General features: G+C 53.6%; 16 protein-coding genes. 2 read left to right on the forward strand and 14 right to left on the reverse strand.

Going from position 1 to position 17889, the window contains the following annotated elements; translation table 11 throughout:
- Window positions 1–11 precede the first annotated feature (11 nt).
- The 3 genes from potC to potA are packed head-to-tail and all read right to left on the reverse strand — an operon-like array spanning window position 12 to window position 2741.
- Window positions 12–785 (reverse strand): spermidine/putrescine ABC transporter permease PotC, encoded by a 774-nt coding sequence (gene potC / locus E0E17_RS14560; RefSeq protein WP_130834736.1) that lies wholly within the window; start codon window positions 783–785, stop codon window positions 12–14.
- Complete coding sequence (potB, locus tag E0E17_RS14565; protein WP_130834737.1) at window positions 782–1642, reverse strand: spermidine/putrescine ABC transporter permease PotB; 861 nt, start codon at window positions 1640–1642, stop codon at window positions 782–784. The genes potC and potB overlap by 4 nt, the downstream gene beginning before the upstream one ends.
- Window positions 1626–2741, reverse strand: coding sequence for a spermidine/putrescine ABC transporter ATP-binding protein PotA (gene potA / locus E0E17_RS14570; protein ID WP_130834738.1), 1116 nt, complete (start codon window positions 2739–2741; stop codon window positions 1626–1628). Before potA ends, potB begins: the two co-directional genes overlap by 17 nt.
- 288 nt (window positions 2742–3029) lie before the next feature.
- Here potA and pepT point away from each other — a divergent pair, with 288 nt between their 5' ends.
- Window positions 3030–4268, forward strand: a complete 1239-nt coding sequence (gene pepT / locus E0E17_RS14575; protein WP_130834739.1) for a peptidase T — start codon at window positions 3030–3032, stop codon at window positions 4266–4268.
- A gap of 48 nt (window positions 4269–4316) precedes the next feature.
- Here pepT and E0E17_RS14580 read toward each other — a convergent pair whose 3' ends face one another.
- The 8 genes from E0E17_RS14580 to rluE all read right to left on the reverse strand — a co-directional run bounded on the left by E0E17_RS14580 (window position 4317) and on the right by rluE (window position 12158).
- Window positions 4317–5441 (reverse strand): ribosomal protein uL16 3-hydroxylase, encoded by a 1125-nt coding sequence (locus E0E17_RS14580; protein ID WP_130834740.1) that lies wholly within the window; start codon window positions 5439–5441, stop codon window positions 4317–4319.
- A gap of 57 nt (window positions 5442–5498) precedes the next feature.
- A complete protein-coding gene (phoQ, locus tag E0E17_RS14585) occupies window positions 5499–6959 on the reverse strand; it encodes a two-component system sensor histidine kinase PhoQ (RefSeq protein ID WP_130834741.1) in 1461 nt (486 codons plus the stop codon).
- 3 nt (window positions 6960–6962) lie between these two features.
- A complete protein-coding gene (gene phoP, locus E0E17_RS14590; protein ID WP_130834742.1) occupies window positions 6963–7631 on the reverse strand; it encodes a two-component system response regulator PhoP in 669 nt (222 codons plus the stop codon).
- Between the two features lie 108 nt (window positions 7632–7739).
- On the reverse strand, window positions 7740–9110 hold the full coding sequence (gene purB / locus E0E17_RS14595) for an adenylosuccinate lyase (protein ID WP_130834743.1): 1371 nt from the start codon (window positions 9108–9110) through the stop codon (window positions 7740–7742).
- Between the two features lie 46 nt (window positions 9111–9156).
- Window positions 9157–9798: a high frequency lysogenization protein HflD gene (gene hflD / locus E0E17_RS14600; RefSeq protein WP_130834744.1), complete on the reverse strand. Its 642-nt coding sequence runs from the start codon at window positions 9796–9798 to the stop codon at window positions 9157–9159.
- A gap of 34 nt (window positions 9799–9832) precedes the next feature.
- Window positions 9833–10945 carry a tRNA 2-thiouridine(34) synthase MnmA gene (gene mnmA / locus E0E17_RS14605; RefSeq protein ID WP_130834745.1) on the reverse strand — a complete coding sequence of 371 codons (1113 nt, stop codon included), beginning with the start codon at window positions 10943–10945 and terminating at the stop codon, window positions 9833–9835.
- 42 nt (window positions 10946–10987) lie between these two features.
- Entirely contained in the window at window positions 10988–11461 is a 474-nt protein-coding gene (locus tag E0E17_RS14610) for an NUDIX domain-containing protein (protein WP_130834746.1), read from the reverse strand.
- Window positions 11462–11510: 49 nt separating this feature from the next.
- Window positions 11511–12158, reverse strand: a complete 648-nt coding sequence (gene rluE, locus E0E17_RS14615) for a 23S rRNA pseudouridine(2457) synthase RluE (RefSeq protein WP_130834747.1) — start codon at window positions 12156–12158, stop codon at window positions 11511–11513.
- Between the two features lie 110 nt (window positions 12159–12268).
- Here rluE and icd point away from each other — a divergent pair, with 110 nt between their 5' ends.
- Window positions 12269–13519: an NADP-dependent isocitrate dehydrogenase gene (icd, locus tag E0E17_RS14620; RefSeq protein WP_130834748.1), complete on the forward strand. Its 1251-nt coding sequence runs from the start codon at window positions 12269–12271 to the stop codon at window positions 13517–13519.
- An 884-nt stretch (window positions 13520–14403) separates the two neighbouring features.
- Here icd and E0E17_RS14625 read toward each other — a convergent pair.
- The 3 genes from E0E17_RS14625 to E0E17_RS14635 all read right to left on the reverse strand — a co-directional run bounded on the left by E0E17_RS14625 (window position 14404) and on the right by E0E17_RS14635 (window position 17789).
- Window positions 14404–15396, reverse strand: a complete 993-nt coding sequence (locus E0E17_RS14625) for a zinc-dependent alcohol dehydrogenase family protein (RefSeq protein ID WP_130834749.1) — start codon at window positions 15394–15396, stop codon at window positions 14404–14406.
- Window positions 15397–15542: 146 nt separating this feature from the next.
- Window positions 15543–16445, reverse strand: a complete 903-nt coding sequence (locus tag E0E17_RS14630; protein WP_130834750.1) for a LysR family transcriptional regulator — start codon at window positions 16443–16445, stop codon at window positions 15543–15545.
- A 417-nt stretch (window positions 16446–16862) separates the two neighbouring features.
- Complete coding sequence (locus E0E17_RS14635) at window positions 16863–17789, reverse strand: AraC family transcriptional regulator (protein WP_237680791.1); 927 nt, start codon at window positions 17787–17789, stop codon at window positions 16863–16865.
- Window positions 17790–17889: the final 100 nt, after the last annotated feature.

Below are 17889 nucleotides of genomic sequence, written 5' to 3' on the forward strand. Positions count from 1 at the left end.
GCAATCCTCTGTTATTTGGTTTTATCACGAAGCAACAACTGGCTGCCGACCACTAACAACAACGACAGCACCATTAAAATGGTAGCGAGCGCATTCACTTCCGGTGATACACCCACCTTGACCATGGAATAGATCTTCAGCGGCAGAATTTCGAACGTCGGGCTGGTGACGAAGGAGGAGACCACCACATCATCCATCGACAGGGTAAAGCTCAGCAGCCAGCCGGCGGCCACCGCCGGCATCGCCAGCGGCAGAATAATCTTGCGCAGGATGGTGGTTTCACTGGCACCCAGATCCTTTGCCGCTTCCAGCATGCGCACATCAAAGCCTTTCAGGCGCGAATAGACGGTGATCACCACAAACGGCAGACAGAATGTAATATGGGAAAACAGCAGCGACCAGAAGCCCAGCGAGATACCCAGCAGCATAAACAGCACCAGCAGCGAAATCGCCATTACGATATCGGGCGACATCATCACCACAAACAGCATGCCGCTGACAAAGGGCTTGCCGCGGAAGCGGTAGCGATAGAGCGCGACGGCAGTCAGCGAGCCGATCAGCGTGGCGCAGCTGGCGGAGAGGATCCCCATAATCAGCGAGTGCTGTGCCGCCTGAATCAGGCTGTCGTTATTCACCAGCAGTTGATACCACTTCGTGCTGAACCCCTGCCAGTTAATGCCGAAGCGCGAAGCGTTAAACGAGTTCACGATCAGAATCACGATGGGGATATAAAACCAGGCGTAAATCACGGCCATAAAGCCGCCGCGTAACCAGCGCGCCATCATTCCAGCTCCATCTTTTTGTTCAGCAGGCGCGCGGCGCGCCAGTAAAACAGCAGCATCAGCCCCATCAGCAGCGTCATCACAATGCTGGTGGCGGCGCCAAACGGCCAGTCGCGGATATTCAGGAACTGGCTCTTAATGATGTTGCCAATCAGCAGGTTTTTCGCCCCGCCCATCAGATCGGCGACGTAGAACAGCCCCATCGCCGGGATCAACACCAGCAGGGAGCCCGCTACGATGCCCGGCATGGTCAGCGGCAGGATCACGCGGAAAAACGTCTGCACCTTACTGGCACCCAAGTCGCGCGCCGCTTCCAGCAGCGACTTGTCCAGCTTTTCCAGACTGGAGTAGAGTGGCATTACCATAAAAGGCAGCAGGATATAGATCAGCCCGAGGATCACCGCCTCCGAGGTATACATAATGCGAAACGGCTTGTCGATCACCCCCAGCCAGAGCAGGAACTCATTCAGCCAACCGCGCGTAGCGAGAAAAATTTTCAGTCCATAGATGCGGATCAGAGAGTTGGTCCAGAAAGGTACAATCAGCAGAAACAGCATCAACGGACGGATACGCGCGGGCAGCCGGGTCAGACACCAGGCAAAGGGGTAGCCCAGCAGCAAACAGCAGAGGGTGGCGATAACCGCCATATTCAGCGAATGCAGCAGCACCTCTGCGTAGAGCGGGTCCAGCAGGCGCGTGTAGTTGCTCAGGGTAAATACCATGCTGACAAAGCTGGCGTCATCGCGTGTCAGGAAACTGGTGACAAAAATCATCAGGTTCGGCAGAAAAACGAACAGCGTCAGCCAGCCGACAATCAACGCGGTAACGGTTTTCTGGAAACGATTACGCATCAGCTTCATAAGGCAGCACCACCTCCCAGCTCTCTACCCAGGTCACCGCCATTTTCTGATTCAGGGAATGGTCGAAATCGGGATCGTCCTCGTTAAAAAACTCGCTGACGGTCACCAGCTTGCCGTTTTCCAGCTCAAGGGTGGATTCCAGCGTCATGCCTTTGTAGTTGCGTTCGCGCACATAGCCAATCAGCCCCTCGGCGCGGGTATTGTCATTAATCTCCTCAACGCGCAGATCTTCCGGACGCAGCAGCACATGCAGCTTTTCGCCTGGCGTGACTGCAAAGGGCACCTGGATATCACATTCGCGCCCTTCAACCCGGGCGCGCACGCGCTGCTCCTGCTGGCAGGCAATCACTTCGGCATCAAAGACGTTAATTTCGCCGATAAAGCGCGCCACAAACAGATTGCCTGGCTCTTCGTAAATTTCGCGCGGCGAGCCGTCCTGCTCAATGTTGCCGTCGCGCAGCACCACGATGCGATCCGACATGGTGAGCGCCTCTTCCTGATCGTGGGTGACAAAGATAAAGGTGATGCCCAGCTTACGCTGCAACGCTTTCAGTTCGTTCTGCATCTGCTTACGCAGCTTGTAGTCGAGGGCGGAGAGCGATTCGTCCAGCAGCAACACTTTCGGGCGATTGACCACGGCACGGGCAATGGCGACGCGCTGCTGCTGACCGCCGGAGAGCTGATGCGGTCGGCGGTCGGCAAAGCGGTCGAGCTGCACCATTGCCAGCGCTTCGTTGACACGCGTGGTGATCTCTGCCGCCGGGGTTTTCTGCATGCGCAGGCCGAAAGCGACATTCTCAAACACGGTCATATGGGGAAACAGCGCATAACTCTGGAATACGGTATTCACCGGTCGGTGCTCGGCGGGCGTATCGGTAATCGGACTGCCGTCCAGCACAATCTGGCCGCTGTCGGCCTCTTCCAGGCCCGCAATCAGGCGCAAAATTGTGGTTTTGCCGCAACCGGACGGGCCGAGCAGGGTAATAAATTCACCGTGACCGATCGCCAGGTTGAAATCGGTAATAATTGATTTACCGTCGAAAGCTTTACTGATGCCAGAAAGCGTAACCAGCGCCTGCTGCGCGCATGTTTGCGTCATTTTAGTCACTCAGTGGGTAAGAGCCGATCCAGATAACAGCATAGCCGCTAACCGTGGCCTGCTATTGTGAGGGCGGGATAATACCTGAAAAACGCGCTAATGCCATGTTTTGCCACGACCTGGGGAGGAAAAGAGTAGAATTTAAGCCATTAAGCTGAACCTTCCGACTCTTTTTCTTCGTGGGGCTTCCTGAACAGGGGGCGAGGGGACTAACCTGAAGATCTCAGCAGACGCCACAGGGCGTCACGGCCAGTTATCGATAACACCGACTCTTCTGAAGGATAACAAATGGATCAGTTACTTGAGCGTTTTTTAAGTTATGTCGCGGTAGAAACGCAGTCGAAACCCCAGGCCCCGCAGGTGCCAAGCAGCGAAGGTCAGTGGACGCTGGCGCGCCAGTTACAGGAGGAGTTGCTGGCGCTGGGCTTTGTTGACGTTACTCTGAGCGATCACTGTGTGGTAATGGGCACGCTGCCTGCTAATGTGGATTGGCCGACGCCGGTAATTGGCTTTATTTCCCATGTGGATACCTCGCCTGACTTTACCGCCATCGATGTGAAGCCGCAGATTGTAGAGAATTATCCGGGTGGCGATATCCGGCTCGGCAATGGCAATGAAGTACTGTCACCCGCGCTGTTTCCGGTGCTGAACCAGCTGGTGGGGCATACGCTGATCACTACCGACGGCACCACGCTGCTGGGGGCGGATGACAAAGCCGGGGTTGCGGAGATCATGACGGCAATGGCGCGGCTGGCGCACAGCGATATTCCGCACGGCGCCATTCGCGTCGCCTTTACGCCTGATGAAGAGATTGGGCGCGGAACGCGTTATTTCGATGTGGAAGCCTTCGCCGCCGACTGGGCCTATACCATTGATGGCAGTGGTCTCGGCGAGTTTGAATTCGAAAACTTTAATGCGGCCTCGGCGACGGTAAAAGTCCGCGGCAATAACGTGCATCCCGGCTCAGCCAAAGGCGTGATGGTGAACGCGCTGGAACTGGCGATGCGTTACCATGCCGAGGTGCCCGCCCACGAAAAGCCGCAGTTTACCGCAGGCTACGAAGGTTTTTATCATCTGCATGAAATGAGCGGATCGGTAGAGCAGGCTGAACTGCACTATATTATCCGCGATTTTGATCGTGACAGTTTTGCGGCCCGTAAGCAGCTGCTGCAGGATATCGCGCAGCGTCTGAACCGCGGCCAGCAGGCGGAGTGTGGGATTGAAGTCACTCTCAGCGACAGCTACTTTAATATGCGTGAAAAAGTGGAGCCGCATCCGCAGATTATCGAGCTGGCCCTGCAGGCGATTCGCGATTGCGGCATCGAACCCGAGGTGAAGCCGATTCGCGGCGGCACCGACGGCGCGGCGCTCTCCTGTAAAGGGCTGCCCTGTCCCAACATCTTCACCGGCGGCTATAACTACCACGGTAAACATGAGTTCGCTTCGCTGAATATTATGGAGCAGGCCGTGCAGGTGATCATGCGCATCGCCGAGCTGGCGGCAGAGAAAAAACCGTCACTGAGCTGACAGAGAAAAGGTTCCCCCATGTCCGCCATGGGGGAACGCACGGGTGGGTTACTCTCCGCTGAAGTACCAGTAGCCGCTGTTTACCAGCGCGGCAAGCTGCGCCAGCAGCGAAGGATCGTCAAGGGCGTCACCCAGCTCCTCCAGGCCAATTACCTCGCGATGCGCCAGCGCCGCCAGCACTTCAGGCCTGTCGCAGGCCACACGCTCACCGTTAACGTATACGTCGCCCTCCAGCGTCAGCACGCGCAGACCGCCAAGACGCGTCAGTTTGTCGCCCTGCTGCAGCGCATCATAGATCTCGTCAGGCTGATAGGGCGGTTCCGGCGGAGCGATATCCAGCTCATGACGCGACTGCGAAATAAACTCGCCAAACCAGCGGTTAAAGTGTTCTGGCTGATTAAGCACATCCAGCATCACCTGACGCAGGGCGTCGAGCTCCTGTGGCAGAATCTGTGACGGACAGTCACGGGTCGGCACCTCAGGATCGCTGTAACGATAGCTGCCCAGTTCATTGGCCAGCACGTAATCGGCAAAGCCGCTGATCAGTTCACGGCCGCTGGGCGCGCGGAAGCCCACGGAGTAGTTAAGGGCGTTTTCCAGCGAGTAGCCTTCATGCGGGAAACCCGGTGGGATATAGAGAATGTCGCCGGGCTCCATCTCTTCATCGATAATGGCGTCAAACGGCTCCACCTGCAGCAGGTCCGGATGCGGGCAGTGCTGTTTCATCGGCACCTTTTCACCCACGCGCCAGCGACGGCGACCGGTACCCTGAATAATAAATACATCATACTGGTCGAAATGGGGGCCGACGCCGCCGCCCGGTACGGCAAAGGAGATCATCAGATCATCAATACGCCAGTCGGGCAAAAAACGGAACGGACGCATCAGCGCCGCTGACGGCTCATGCCAGTGGTTAACCGCCTGCACCAGCAGCGACCAGTTGTTTTCACCCAGGTGATCGTAGCTTTCAAAGGGACCGTGGCTCACCTGCCATTTCCCGTCTTCATGGCTGACGAGGCGGCTGTCCACCTCATTTTCCATCGCCAGACCGGCCAGCTCATCAGGAGAGATAGGGTCAATAAAATTTTTAAAGCCGCGCTTTATGATTACCGGGCGTTTCTGCCAGTAACGTTGAATAAAGTCGGGCCAGTCAAGATCGAGCTGATAATCCATACAAGCGTTCCGGTTTGAACAGTAAATGCCTGCAAGTATAACAGCACGTGCCGTTTTCTACTCGTGATGATGTTCCACTTCCTGGTGGTCAAAAATCACTTCCATGCGCGCACCGCCTAATGGACTGGTACTGGCGATGACCTGACCGGCGTACTGCTCAAGAATATCGCGTACTACCGCCAGTCCCAGCCCCTGACCGGGGCGCAGAGTATCGGCGCGCTGGCCGCGCACAAAAATTAAATCACGCTTGCTTTCAGGAATGCCTGGTCCGTCATCGTCGATAAACAGATGCAGCGTCTTGTCGGTCTGGCGCGCGCTGACCTCAACAAATTCCAGGCAATATTTACAGGCGTTATCCAGTACATTACCCAGCACCTCCATAAAATCGTTCTGATCGCCGACAAAAGTCAGTTCAGGCGAAATATCAAGGGTGATTGAAATTCCTTTGCGCTGATAGACCTTATTCAGCGCGGAGCAGAGACTGTCGAGCAGAGCTGACACCGAGTGGAGATCGCGCTGCAGCGGATTATGATCCGCCTGCATACTGGCGCGATGCAGGTAATAGCCGATCTGCTGCGAGATGCGGCTGATCTGCTCCAGCATCACCGGCTCCGCCTCTTCAATGGACAGGGCTTTGCCGCCGCGCAGCGAACGCAGTGTGCTTTGCAATACCGCCAGCGGCGTTTTCAGGCTGTGGGTCAGGTCCGACAGGGTGGTGCGATAGCGCATATAACGCTGACGTTCGTTACTCAGCAGCAGGTTAAGGTTACGTACCAGGCTGCGCAGCTCCTGCGGAGGATGGTCATCCAGGTTTTCGCGCTGGTTAAGCTCCAGTTCACGCACCTGGGCGGCAAGATGACCGATGGGACGCAGGCTCCAGTGAGCAGCCAGCCAGAGCAGGGGGATAATCAGCAGCAGGTTTACCGCCAGCACATAGCTGAACCACGACCAGACCACATCGGAGTGTTGCAACTCCTGGGGAATGGAGTCGACCACCACGATCGTCAGCGCGGGCAGATTGGTAGTGGCGTCATAGCGATTGACCGCTACGGAGTGGGTGAAGGTATCGTCGCTGTCGCTGTCCCAGGCATGAAGTCGTCGTTGTGCCGCCTGGTTATCGCCCATCGCTACCAGACTGGTGCGGTTGCTGGTGGCGATTTCATAAAAGCCGGGCTTTGCCAGCTGGTCGCGGCGAATTTTATTACGGATTTCCGGCACGTCGCGCTGCTGCCACAACAGTTTGCCGTGCTCATCGTAAATAAACACCAGTGTCGGGAAGTTGAAGGTCATGCGTTCCGGCTGGGCAATGGTCAGCTGATTGTTCTGCCACTGCGCCAGGGTGAAAAACAGATTGCTTTCGCCACGCATCACGCGATAGGTGTTTTTATCGAAGCTCACCATATAGCCCACCACCGCCACCATGCCGTAGGAGAGCGAGAGGATCAGCACAATGGCCGCCGTGGCTAACAGAAAGCGGGCGCGCAGCGAGAAGGGTCTGGCGCGTTTAAACCAGGCCATGATTCAGAGATCGAACCGGTAGCCCTGACCGCGCACCGTGGTGATGACTTCGGAGGCGTGCAGCAGCTGGATTTTTTTGCGCAGACGGCCCATCAGCACGTCGATAGTATGGCTCTCACGCAGCTCCGCATCGGGATAAAGCTGCAGCATCAGCGACTCTTTGCTGACCACTTTACCGGCATTGCGGATCAGGGTTTCCGCAATGGTATATTCAAAGGCGGTGAGTTTGATGGGCGTTTCATGAACAGTGATTTCCCGACGTGACAGATCGATCTGAAAAGGCGGCAGGGAGATCAACTGCGAGGCATGGCCGCTGTTGCGCCGCATCAGCGCCTGCAGGCGCGCCGCCACTTCCTCAATATGAAAGGGTTTCGTTACATAATCATCAGCGCCAGCTTCCAGCGCTTCCACTTTGGCCTGCCAGCCTTCGCGTGCGGTCAGAACCAGAATAGGCTGCCGCAGATTGTGGCTGCGCCAGCGACGAATCAACGACATGCCATCTTCATCGGGCAAGCCGAGATCGACCAGCACGATATCCGGGGCATGTTCCTGAAGAAAATAATCCGCCTCTTTTGCATCTTCAGCGGCATCCACCTGATGGCCCATATCACGCAGCTGCACCGCAAGGTGGTGACGCAGCAGGGCATTATCCTCCACAACCAGAACACGCATAGCTTTACCTTCAAACAGAATGGCGAATCAGCAAAAAGGAGAAGTATAGGCGCAGCGAGCTAAACAGCAGGTTAACGCAGGCCGACATCTTGCCGGCCTGCCGCAGACTTATTTCAGTTCATCAACCATGGTGGTTGCGCGACCGATGTAGTTCGCTGGCGTCATCTGTTTGAGACGCACTTTTTCTTCTTCCGGCAGATCCAGACCATCAATAAAAGCCTGCATACCGGCCGCGTCCACGCGTTTACCACGCGTCAGCTCTTTCAGCTTCTCATAGGGTTTTTCAATGCCGTAGCGGCGCATCACGGTCTGGATCGGCTCAGCCAGTACTTCCCAGTTGTGATCCAGCTCATCCAGCAGACGATCGCGGTTCACTTCCAGTTTAGAGATCCCTTTCAGCGTGGCCTGATAGGCGATCAACGCATAGCCAATACCCACGCCCAGGTTACGCAGCACGGTGGAGTCGGTAAGATCGCGCTGCCAGCGGGAAACCGGCAGTTTGCTGGCCAGATGCTGCATGACGGCATTCGCCAGACCCAGGTTGCCTTCGGAGTTCTCAAAGTCGATCGGGTTAACTTTGTGCGGCATGGTGGAGGAACCGATCTCACCGGCGATGGTTTTCTGTTTAAAGTGGTTCAGCGCAATATAGCCCCAGATATCGCGATCGAAATCGATCAGGATAGTATTGAAGCGCGCCATGCAGTCAAACAGCTCGGCAATGTAGTCGTGCGGCTCGATCTGGGTGGTGTAAGGGTTCCAGGTAATGCCCAGCGATGTCACGAACGCTTCGCTCAGCTGGTGCCAGTCCACTTCCGGGTAGGCAGCCAGGTGAGCGTTATAGTTGCCCACCGCGCCGTTGATTTTACCCATCACCTCAATGCGCGCGAGCTGACGCAGCTGGCGCTCCAGACGGTACGCCACGTTAGCCATCTCTTTGCCCATGGTAGAGGGCGTGGCAGGCTGACCGTGGGTGCGGGAGAGCAGGGGAATATCACGATACTCGTGCGCCAGCTTCTTCACGGCGTCCAGGATCTGCTGCCAGTAAGGCAGGATCACCTCACGGCGTGCGGTTTCCAGCATCAGCGCATGAGAGAGGTTATTAATATCTTCAGAGGTGCAGGCAAAGTGGATAAATTCAGAAACCGCCTGCAGCGCCGGTACGGCGGCCACTTTTTCTTTCAGGAAATATTCGACCGCTTTCACGTCGTGATTGGTGGTGCGCTCGATGGTTTTGATGCGCGCTGCGTCATTTTCGTCGAAACGGGCGACAATTTCATCGAGGAAAGCGTTTGCGTCGGCATCAAAAGCAGGAACTTCCTTGATCTCTGCGGTCGCGGCCAGTTTCTGTAACCAGCGAACTTCAACCTCTACGCGGAACTTCAGCAGGCCATACTCGCTGAAAATCGCACGCAGCGGGCTGACTTTTTCGCCGTAACGACCATCGACAGGTGAGACGGCGGTCAGAGAGGATAATTCCATCAGTGCAACTCCTGAATCATTTAACAAAGCGTGAGGTCTTACCGGCTCAGTAAGCCGGTGACAGACGGGATAAAATGGTTTTCGCCTCGCGCAACAGACGCTGGCGCGAGAACATTAACTGCAGGCGTCCACCGCCAAGCTGCTGCCATAACACCGCCGAGCGGATACCGGCCAGCAAGGTAGCACGCACCTTGCTCTGCAGCTGTGTATTTTGCAGCACGGTGGGGGAGCCGGTAACCTGAATGCGCGGGCCAAGCGGGCTAATCACATCCACGTAGATAGCGGCCATCGCGCTGGTAATGGTTTCTGATTCCAGCTCGTAGTGAGCCAGCTGGCGATCCAGCTGACCAATGCGTTGTCCCAGCGTCGCCAGCGCGTTTTTGTTATGGCTGAGTTTGCGTTCCAGCACCATCAGGCTCAGGGTATAGCGCGTCAGCTCAGCGCCCGCGCCCTGACGGCTGCTGCTGTTCAGCACCGCCATCAGCGTTTCCAGGCCGAGGCGCAGATTCTCTTCGTTGTTACCGTAAACCGCCAGCGTTGATTGCGGATTAAGATCGAGCAGGCTGCGCAGCGAGACGCGCAGGGCGTCGGTGTGGCATTGCCCCTGATGCGCCAGCTGTTGCACCAGATGCGCCGCCTGACAGATCCCGGCGAGCGCCAGCGTAATCTCATAATAGTTTTTAGCCACGGTTACTCCTGTATACGCATCGGCAGCGCCGACCTTATGCAGCGACCCACGGCAGGCGCTGTTCAATAATGCCGCCGCCGAGGCAGACATCGTCAAGATAAAACACGGCAGACTGGCCGGGGGTAACGGCGGCGACCGGTTCAGAAAAACGCACTTCAATGCGATCGGCATCCAGGGGAATAATTTCACATGGAATGTCGTTCTGGCGGTAACGGGTTTTTACCGTACAGCGCAGCGGTGCCGTTAATGGCTCACGGTCGACCCAGTGCAGCTGCTGGGCAATCAGCCCTACGGACATCAGACGCGGGTGGTTCGCCCCCTGCGCCACAATCAGACGATTGCGCGCCACGTCTTTGTCGACCACATACCAGGGATCGTCATTACTCTCTTTCAGGCCGCCAATACCCAGCCCTTTACGCTGGCCGAGGGTGTGGTACATCAGCCCCTGATGTTCGCCAATCACCTTGCCTTCCACCGTCTCAATCTCGCCCGGCTGAGCAGGCAGATAGCGTCCAAGGAAATCACGGAATTTACGTTCGCCGATAAAGCAGATGCCGGTAGAGTCTTTTTTCTTCGCGGTGACCAGATCCAGCTGTTCAGCGATACGGCGCACTTCCGGTTTTTCCAGTTCACCGACCGGGAACAGGCTCTGCGCCACCTGCTGATGGCTCAGGGTGTAAAGGAAATAGCTCTGATCTTTGTTGCTATCGAGGCCACGTAACAGGCGACTTTTACCTGCCACATCCTGACGACGCACATAATGGCCGGTCGCAATGAAATCCGCGCCGAGATCTTCTGCCGCGAATTCCAGAAAGGCTTTAAATTTGATCTCTTTATTGCAGAGAATATCGGGATTGGGCGTGCGTCCGGCTTTATACTCTTCGAGAAAGTGCTCAAAGACATTATCCCAGTACTCGGCGGCAAAATTGACCTTATGCAATTTAATGCCGAGCTTGTCGCACACTGCCTGCGCATCCGCCAGATCGTCCGCGGCGGTACAATACTCCTCGCCGTCGTCTTCCTCCCAGTTCTTCATGAACAGGCCCTCCACCTGATAGCCCTGCTGCTGCAGTAACCAGGCGGAAACGGAAGAATCGACGCCGCCGGACATACCGACGATCACTTTTTTCTGGCTGTTGTCAGACATGACACACTCACAATTAGTATAAAAAACTGGCGGCGCATTCTATCACGCGTCCTGGATGCGTGCACCCTCATGAAACGGCCACTGGAACGCGCTGATAATCTGTAACGGGTAACGTACGCCACTCTGCCACAGACGTACGCTCTCGGCGACCAGCGGCGAACGCAGGTTATCTGCCTGCAAAATCGCTTCTGGCGTCAGCCACCAGCAGCGATCGATATCGCTATCCTGGGGCGTTGTGGGCGCTCTGGTTGCCAGATCGAGCGCAAACAGAAACCGCACAAAAGGTGTATTATCCGGGGCGATCCACTGCTGTACGCCCAGAAAATGCTGAACAGCGGCGCGGATGCCGGTCTCTTCCCACAATTCACGCTGTGCGGCCTGCAACAGGGTTTCATTCGCTTCCAGATGTCCGGCAGGTTGATTCAGGGTAGGGCGACCCTTCACGCGTTCTTCTACCACTAACAGATGACCTTCCGCCTGAACAATACAGGCGACGGTGACATGCGGTTTAAACATCGTTCCTCCCTAAGCATTAACCTGTCGTTATCGATAGCTGTGACACTGCTTACAGCCGATCGCTGATATCGCGCCATTCGCCGGGTGCCAGATTCTCCAGCATCATGGAGCCCATGGCATAGCGGATCAAGCGTAATGTCGGAAAGCCAATATGGGCCGTCATGCGGCGCACCTGACGGTTGCGGCCTTCATAAAGCGTGATTTTCAGCCAGCGATCAGGAATATTTTTCCGCTCGCGGATAGGGGGCTGGCGCGGCCAGAGCCAGGCGGGCTCCGCCACTTTTTCTACGCCAGCTGGCAGCGTTGGGCCATCTTTCAGAGTAACGCCATCACGCAGCCGCTGCAGATCCGCTTCCTGCGGGTCACCTTCTACCTGAACGTAATAGATTTTACCGGTCCGTTTGCCCGGCTGGGTGAGCTTTGCCTGCAGCGCACCGTCATTGGTCAGCACCATCAGGCCTTCGCTGTCGCGGTCGAGGCGGCCTGCGGCATAGACATCCGTCACCGGAATAAAATCTTTCAGTGTGCGGCGGCCTGCCTCATCGGTGAACTGCGGCAGTACATCAAAGGGTTTGTTAAATAAAATAACACGACGCGGGACGACCGGACGCGGTGTGGCGCGCGGGGCGCGGCTGAATCGTTTATCCTGGTGAATTCGCTGAGAAGTTTTACGCATAGGCTTTGCAGTGAGAAACAATCAGCGCATTATAACGCGAAACTGCGGTGATTGGCGCGGCGGAAATATTCAAGTAGTATTGACGCGCATCTTACAAATCATTAACAAAAAATCGCTCGAAGGAGAGGTTAATGGAAAGCAAAGTAGTTGTTCCGGCGGAAGGTCAAAAAATCACCCTGGATCAGGGAAAACTGGTCGTGCCCAATAACCCGATCATCCCTTACATCGAAGGTGACGGTATTGGTGTTGACGTTTCCCCTGTGATGCTGAAGGTGGTTGATGCCGCTGTGAAGAAAGCCTACAACGGCGAGCGAAAAATTTCCTGGATGGAAATTTACACCGGTGAAAAGTCTGTAGAACTCTATGGTCAGGATGTCTGGCTGCCGCAAGAAACCCTCGACTTAATCAAAGAATATCGCGTTGCCATTAAAGGCCCGCTGACTACTCCAGTAGGTGGCGGTATCCGTTCACTGAACGTGGCACTGCGTCAGCAGCTGGATCTTTACGTTTGTCTGCGCCCGGTCCGTTACTACAAAGGTACGCCGAGCCCGGTAAAACGTCCGGAAGATACTGACATGGTAATTTTCCGTGAGAACTCCGAAGATATCTATGCGGGTATCGAGTGGAAAGCGGGTACGCCGGAAGCGGACAAAGTGATCAAGTTCCTGCGCGAAGAGATGGGCGTGAAGAAAATTCGCTTCCCGGAACAGTGCGGTATCGGTGTGAAGCCGTGTTCAGAAGAGGGCACCAAACGTCTGGTGCGCGCAGCGGTAGAATACACTATCACCAACGATCGTGATTCGCTGACGCTGGTACACAAAGGCAACATCATGAAGTTCACCGAAGGTTCTTTCAAAGACTGGGGTTACCAGCTGGTAAAAGAAGAGTTTGGTGGTGAACTGATTGACGGTGGCCCGTGGATGAAGTTCAAAAACCCGAACACCGGCAAAGAGATCATCGTTAAAGATGTCATCGCCGATGCGTTCCTGCAGCAGATCCTGCTGCGTCCGGCAGAGTATGACGTTATCGCCTGTATGAACCTGAATGGTGACTACATCTCTGATGCCCTGGCGGCGCAGGTTGGCGGTATCGGTATTGCACCGGGCGCTAACATTGGTGATGAGTGCGCGCTGTTTGAAGCAACGCACGGTACGGCACCGAAATATGCGGGTCAGGATAAAGTGAACCCGGGTTCAGTGATCCTTTCCGCAGAAATGATGCTGCGTCACATGGAGTGGTTCGAAGCGGCTGATCTGATCGTGAAAGGCATGGAAGGCGCTATCGCCAACAAAACTGTGACTTACGATTTCGAACGCCTGATGGATGGCGCTAAACTGCTGAAATGTTCAGAGTTTGGTGACGCGATCATCGAAAACATGTAATTCGGGTTTTAGCGGATTACCCTAACGGGAGCCTGTGGGCTCCCGTTTTTTTATTGCCAGCTTAAAACCACGTCCTGCGGGCGTGGTCATCAATACGTTTTGGCTCTGCCTTATCGTCTCTGGATTTGGATCTTACGGAACAGGCAGAGACTGCTTTTTAAGGTTTTTGGTACACCCCTATGGGGTGCAATCAAAGCCGCCTTCTATGAAGGCGGATTTTTACTAATGAGCTGACGATTATCAAAATTTTATCAAAACAGGTTGTTAAAATGAGGCTAAAGTGAGTTCGTTCAATATAACAAAGCCGAAAATGGTCTTTGTTTTTTTATTTTTTATGTTTTTACTTGCCCTGTTTTTCATTGGAAATCTTAATTATTTGTTTTTTCCACTATATCTGAGCGTATTTTTTTGGAGGTGCCATTTATTATTCTGTTTTAAATCAAGCTGCTAATCACTTTTAATGAAGCGAAATTTTTATTACCTACAAACGACCTGGTGAGTTCAGCAAGTCGCTCAATATTTTCAGCTACCTTCTCTCATCTTTTGATTAAATCTTGATGGCCTTTATAGCAGCCAGAACTCTGACAGACAGAGTGACCAGGCGCTGCCGCCCGTCAATAACCTGATGTTGATAATGCTCTTTTGATGCAGAACTATGTAACCCATATGGTGAAATCCTGCATCAAATGCATTGAAATCGCTCCATAGAGCCTCCCATTACTCTGGAGCCCAGGCGTAGTCCTGCTGAGATCCCGGGGCAATATATTTGTTTGAGCCTCAACATGGCCGCCGAATCCCGGCCAGGCCATGAAAAGTTAATAAACAATAATAAAGGAGTTCCCCGGAAGACATTTTCTCCCGCCGGTGAGGCGTAGAGAGCAGTATTATCCAATAGTTACAACGATTTTACCTACCTGACCATTTGCTTCCATATAGCGATGCGCATCTGCAATATCTTCGAGCCTGAAGGTTTTATCAATTACCGGTTTCAGTTTGCCGGAACGCAGGCCTTCTGTGACGAAGGTTTTCGCACGCGCCATTTTTTCCGGGTCGGTAGTAATTTCGAACAGCTCATAGCCGCGTAGCGTGAGATGTTTACCAAGAATATCGAATACAGGCACAAGCATGTCACGGCTGTCGAGCGCTCCGTACTGAAAGAACATGCCTTGTGGGGCCATGATTTTAGTCAGCTTCGCAACATCCGGGCCGCCAACAGGATCAAAAACAATATGGGCACCTTCACCATCCGTCACCCGGTTAATTTCAGCTACCATATCCTGGTCCGCAGTAGCGATAACAGCGGCAGCCCCCGCTTTTAGAAGCATTTCGCGTTTTTCGCTGGTGCGGGTCAGGGCAACAGGTTTTGCACCTATCATGTTTGCTATCTGGATAGCTGCCAGCCCAACGCTGCTTGATGCTGCACGGATAACGACATTCTGACCAGCCTGCAGGTTACCGTACTCAACCAGCGCTCCGTATGCCGTTACGTACATCATCCAGCTTGCGGCGGCTTCCTCAAAGGAGAGGTTCTCAGGGTGTTTCACCACTGCGTGCACAGGTGCGTTAACCAGCTCACCATACATACCATATTCGTTAAACATGAAAGAAGGGATCACACTGACCAAATCCCCTCTGGCAAACGTCCCGACATTTTCACCGACAGCCTCAACCACGCCAGCAGCTTCATAACCCAGGCGCGCCGGGAATTCGGGTTCAATCACATACTGACCATTGCGGTACATAATTTCCGCGCGGTTAAGACCAATAGCATGTACGCGAATCTGGACTTCTCCGGCAGCTGGTGCAGGTACCTGTACATCAGCAATTTCCAGAACCTCAGGACCACCGGTGCGGTTAAACGTAACAACTTTAGACATATTGAGACCTCGTCAGTTAGCGGTATACCTTGAATTGCGCGAAAGATATATGCGATTCATCTGCGCACAATCTACGTGGTTGTAACCGGAGTAAAAATAGCTGCTCAGGAACTTCAGTGTTATTTATCCAGTAACAATCAGCGGCCTCAGCTCATCTCTCTGGCAAAAATTTCACTGAACCAGTCGATAAATACACGCACCTGGGGGGAGAGATAGCGTCTGTCTGGATACATCACCGACACGGTTTTAGAAACGGAGCGGTATTGCGTCAGGATTGCTTCAAGCTCACCGGAAGCAATATGCGGAGCAAGGGCAACATAAGAGGCCTGGATAATACCCAGACCGGCCAGGCCGCAGGACAACAGAACATCGGAGTTATCTACCAGAATGCTGCTGGCAGGGCGCCGCGAAACAATCACACCATCCTCTATAAACTTCCATTCCATTACGTCACGACTGTGCTCGCTGAAGAAGTTAACCGCCCGGTGTTGCTCCAGTTCTGCCAGTGTTTTCGGCCGCCCGTGTCGTTGCAGATAGGAAGGGGCAGCACAGGTGACCATCCTGATTTCTCCGAGACGTCTGGAAATAAAGCTTGAATCCTGTAGTTCGCCCAGACGCACCACGCAGTCCACGCCTTCGGTGATCAGATCGGTTTTTTTATCCGATGAAACCAGTACCACTTCAATATCAGGATATAGCGACTGAAATTCCATCAGGTGAGGAATAATGATGGCATGAGCCAGTGCCAGCGGAACATCAAGCTTGAGCCGTCCACGCGGGGGCAGGGTAGGTGAAAAATTGGCTATCATGTTATCAACTTCAGCCAGAACGTGTCTGGCCCGTTGATAAAAATCTTCGCCTTCAGCCGTAACGCTCAGCTTGCGGGTGGTACGGTGAATGAGTTTTACGCCGAGGTCATCCTCCAGCTGCTGTATCGCTTTACTCACGGCAGGGCGGTGCAACTGCAGAATATCAGCAGCTTTGGTGAAGCTTCCTTGCTCAACAACCTGTATAAAAATACTTATATATTCAAATATGTTAGAACGCATGGCACTACCTTAACATCCTCATCTGCCTGCCGCACCGGTCCGTTTTATCAGTTGGATTCGCTTATCTGACACCTGAAAGTATGTGCAGACGGGAAATTTATCATTGATCACGCTACGTTAACTCTGTCTTGTTGACTTCAGGCGGATAGAAAAGATCAAAAGTGGCGTGATTATAACTGAATTTCACAAGCCTGCTTCCAGGTTGCCGGGCTTCTGTGTCCGCTTCTGGCACTAAACGGACTTTTGTAGATGCTTATGTCTGCTATGAGCGAACAGCGGACCCAAAGCCGTTACGATAATAAGAATTTCGTTGTACAACCGTTATGGTGACTCAGTTTGTCTGGTATACCTTTTGATGATGACATACTGACAGCTGATCAATTTTTAAATGCCCCTAAGGTCGTGACCAGAATAATATTATTCAGGCCAGTATGATTCAGCTTTAACCTTTAACAAGTGACGTAAGCGATGAGCTTCTTTTTGGGGCGGGCAACCAAAGAACCGGCTAAATTCTCTGCTGAATTGTGTCGGACTGACATAGCCAACCTTTAATGCGGCTTCGCTGGCGGTCACATTCCTTTTTACCATTAAGAAACGCGCCTGGTGCAACCTGATGGAAATCAGATACTGTTTTGGTGTTGTGCCTGTGAATGTCCTGAAATGGCGGTGAAAAGAAGGAGCGCTCATCCCGGCCACCTTCGCCAGCATATCAATGTCAATATTATCCATAAACCGGGTATGCATCGTACGGATAGCTGCAGCAATTTGCCTGAAATGCCCCTTTCCGGAGAGCGCAGCTCTTATTGAGGCTCCCTGAGTATCAATCAGTACATGATAATAAAGTTCTTTCAGAATACCCTGCCCCAAAATCCTGGCCTTCTCTTCATCAGAAAGTACTGTAAGAAGGCGATAAACCGTATCGGCCAGCTCTTCTCCCAGCGGGGTGGAAAACATTATTCCCGCCTTCTCAGTATCGTTTATGCCCCCTTCTCCCATTTCAATGAGTAATTCGGCAATGAGGGTGACATCAAGCGATACCGATATAGCCAGAAGAGGTTGCTCCTGGCTGGCAGTCGTCTGGCTGGTAAAAGGAAGAGGAACCGGGACAACCAGATAATGCCCGGCATCGTAGATAAATTCTCGTCCGCCCATCAAACCTGTTTTCTTTCCCTGCAGAACAATCACTATGCACGGCTCATAAAGGACGGGCGTATGGGGCATAGACTCATTTACCCGTAACAGTTTGACCGCTTTCATACAGGTGCGTGAGTAGCCTTCATTCGGTGCAAGCGGCAGAAAGGCAGAAATCATTTTTCGCGTAAGTATTGAGGGAAATCCGGGCACTACACCCCCTGAAAATACGAAAGGATAATTTTTACGGATGAAAGCAGTTTACTAAAAGTAATTCTGAGAGAAAACGATAATGATTGTACAGTAAACAACA

Origin of the sequence: [Erwinia] mediterraneensis (genome assembly GCF_900604315.1) — a bacterium.
In the GTDB taxonomy this organism is placed as follows: Bacteria; Pseudomonadota; Gammaproteobacteria; order Enterobacterales; family Enterobacteriaceae; genus Pantoea; species Pantoea mediterraneensis_A.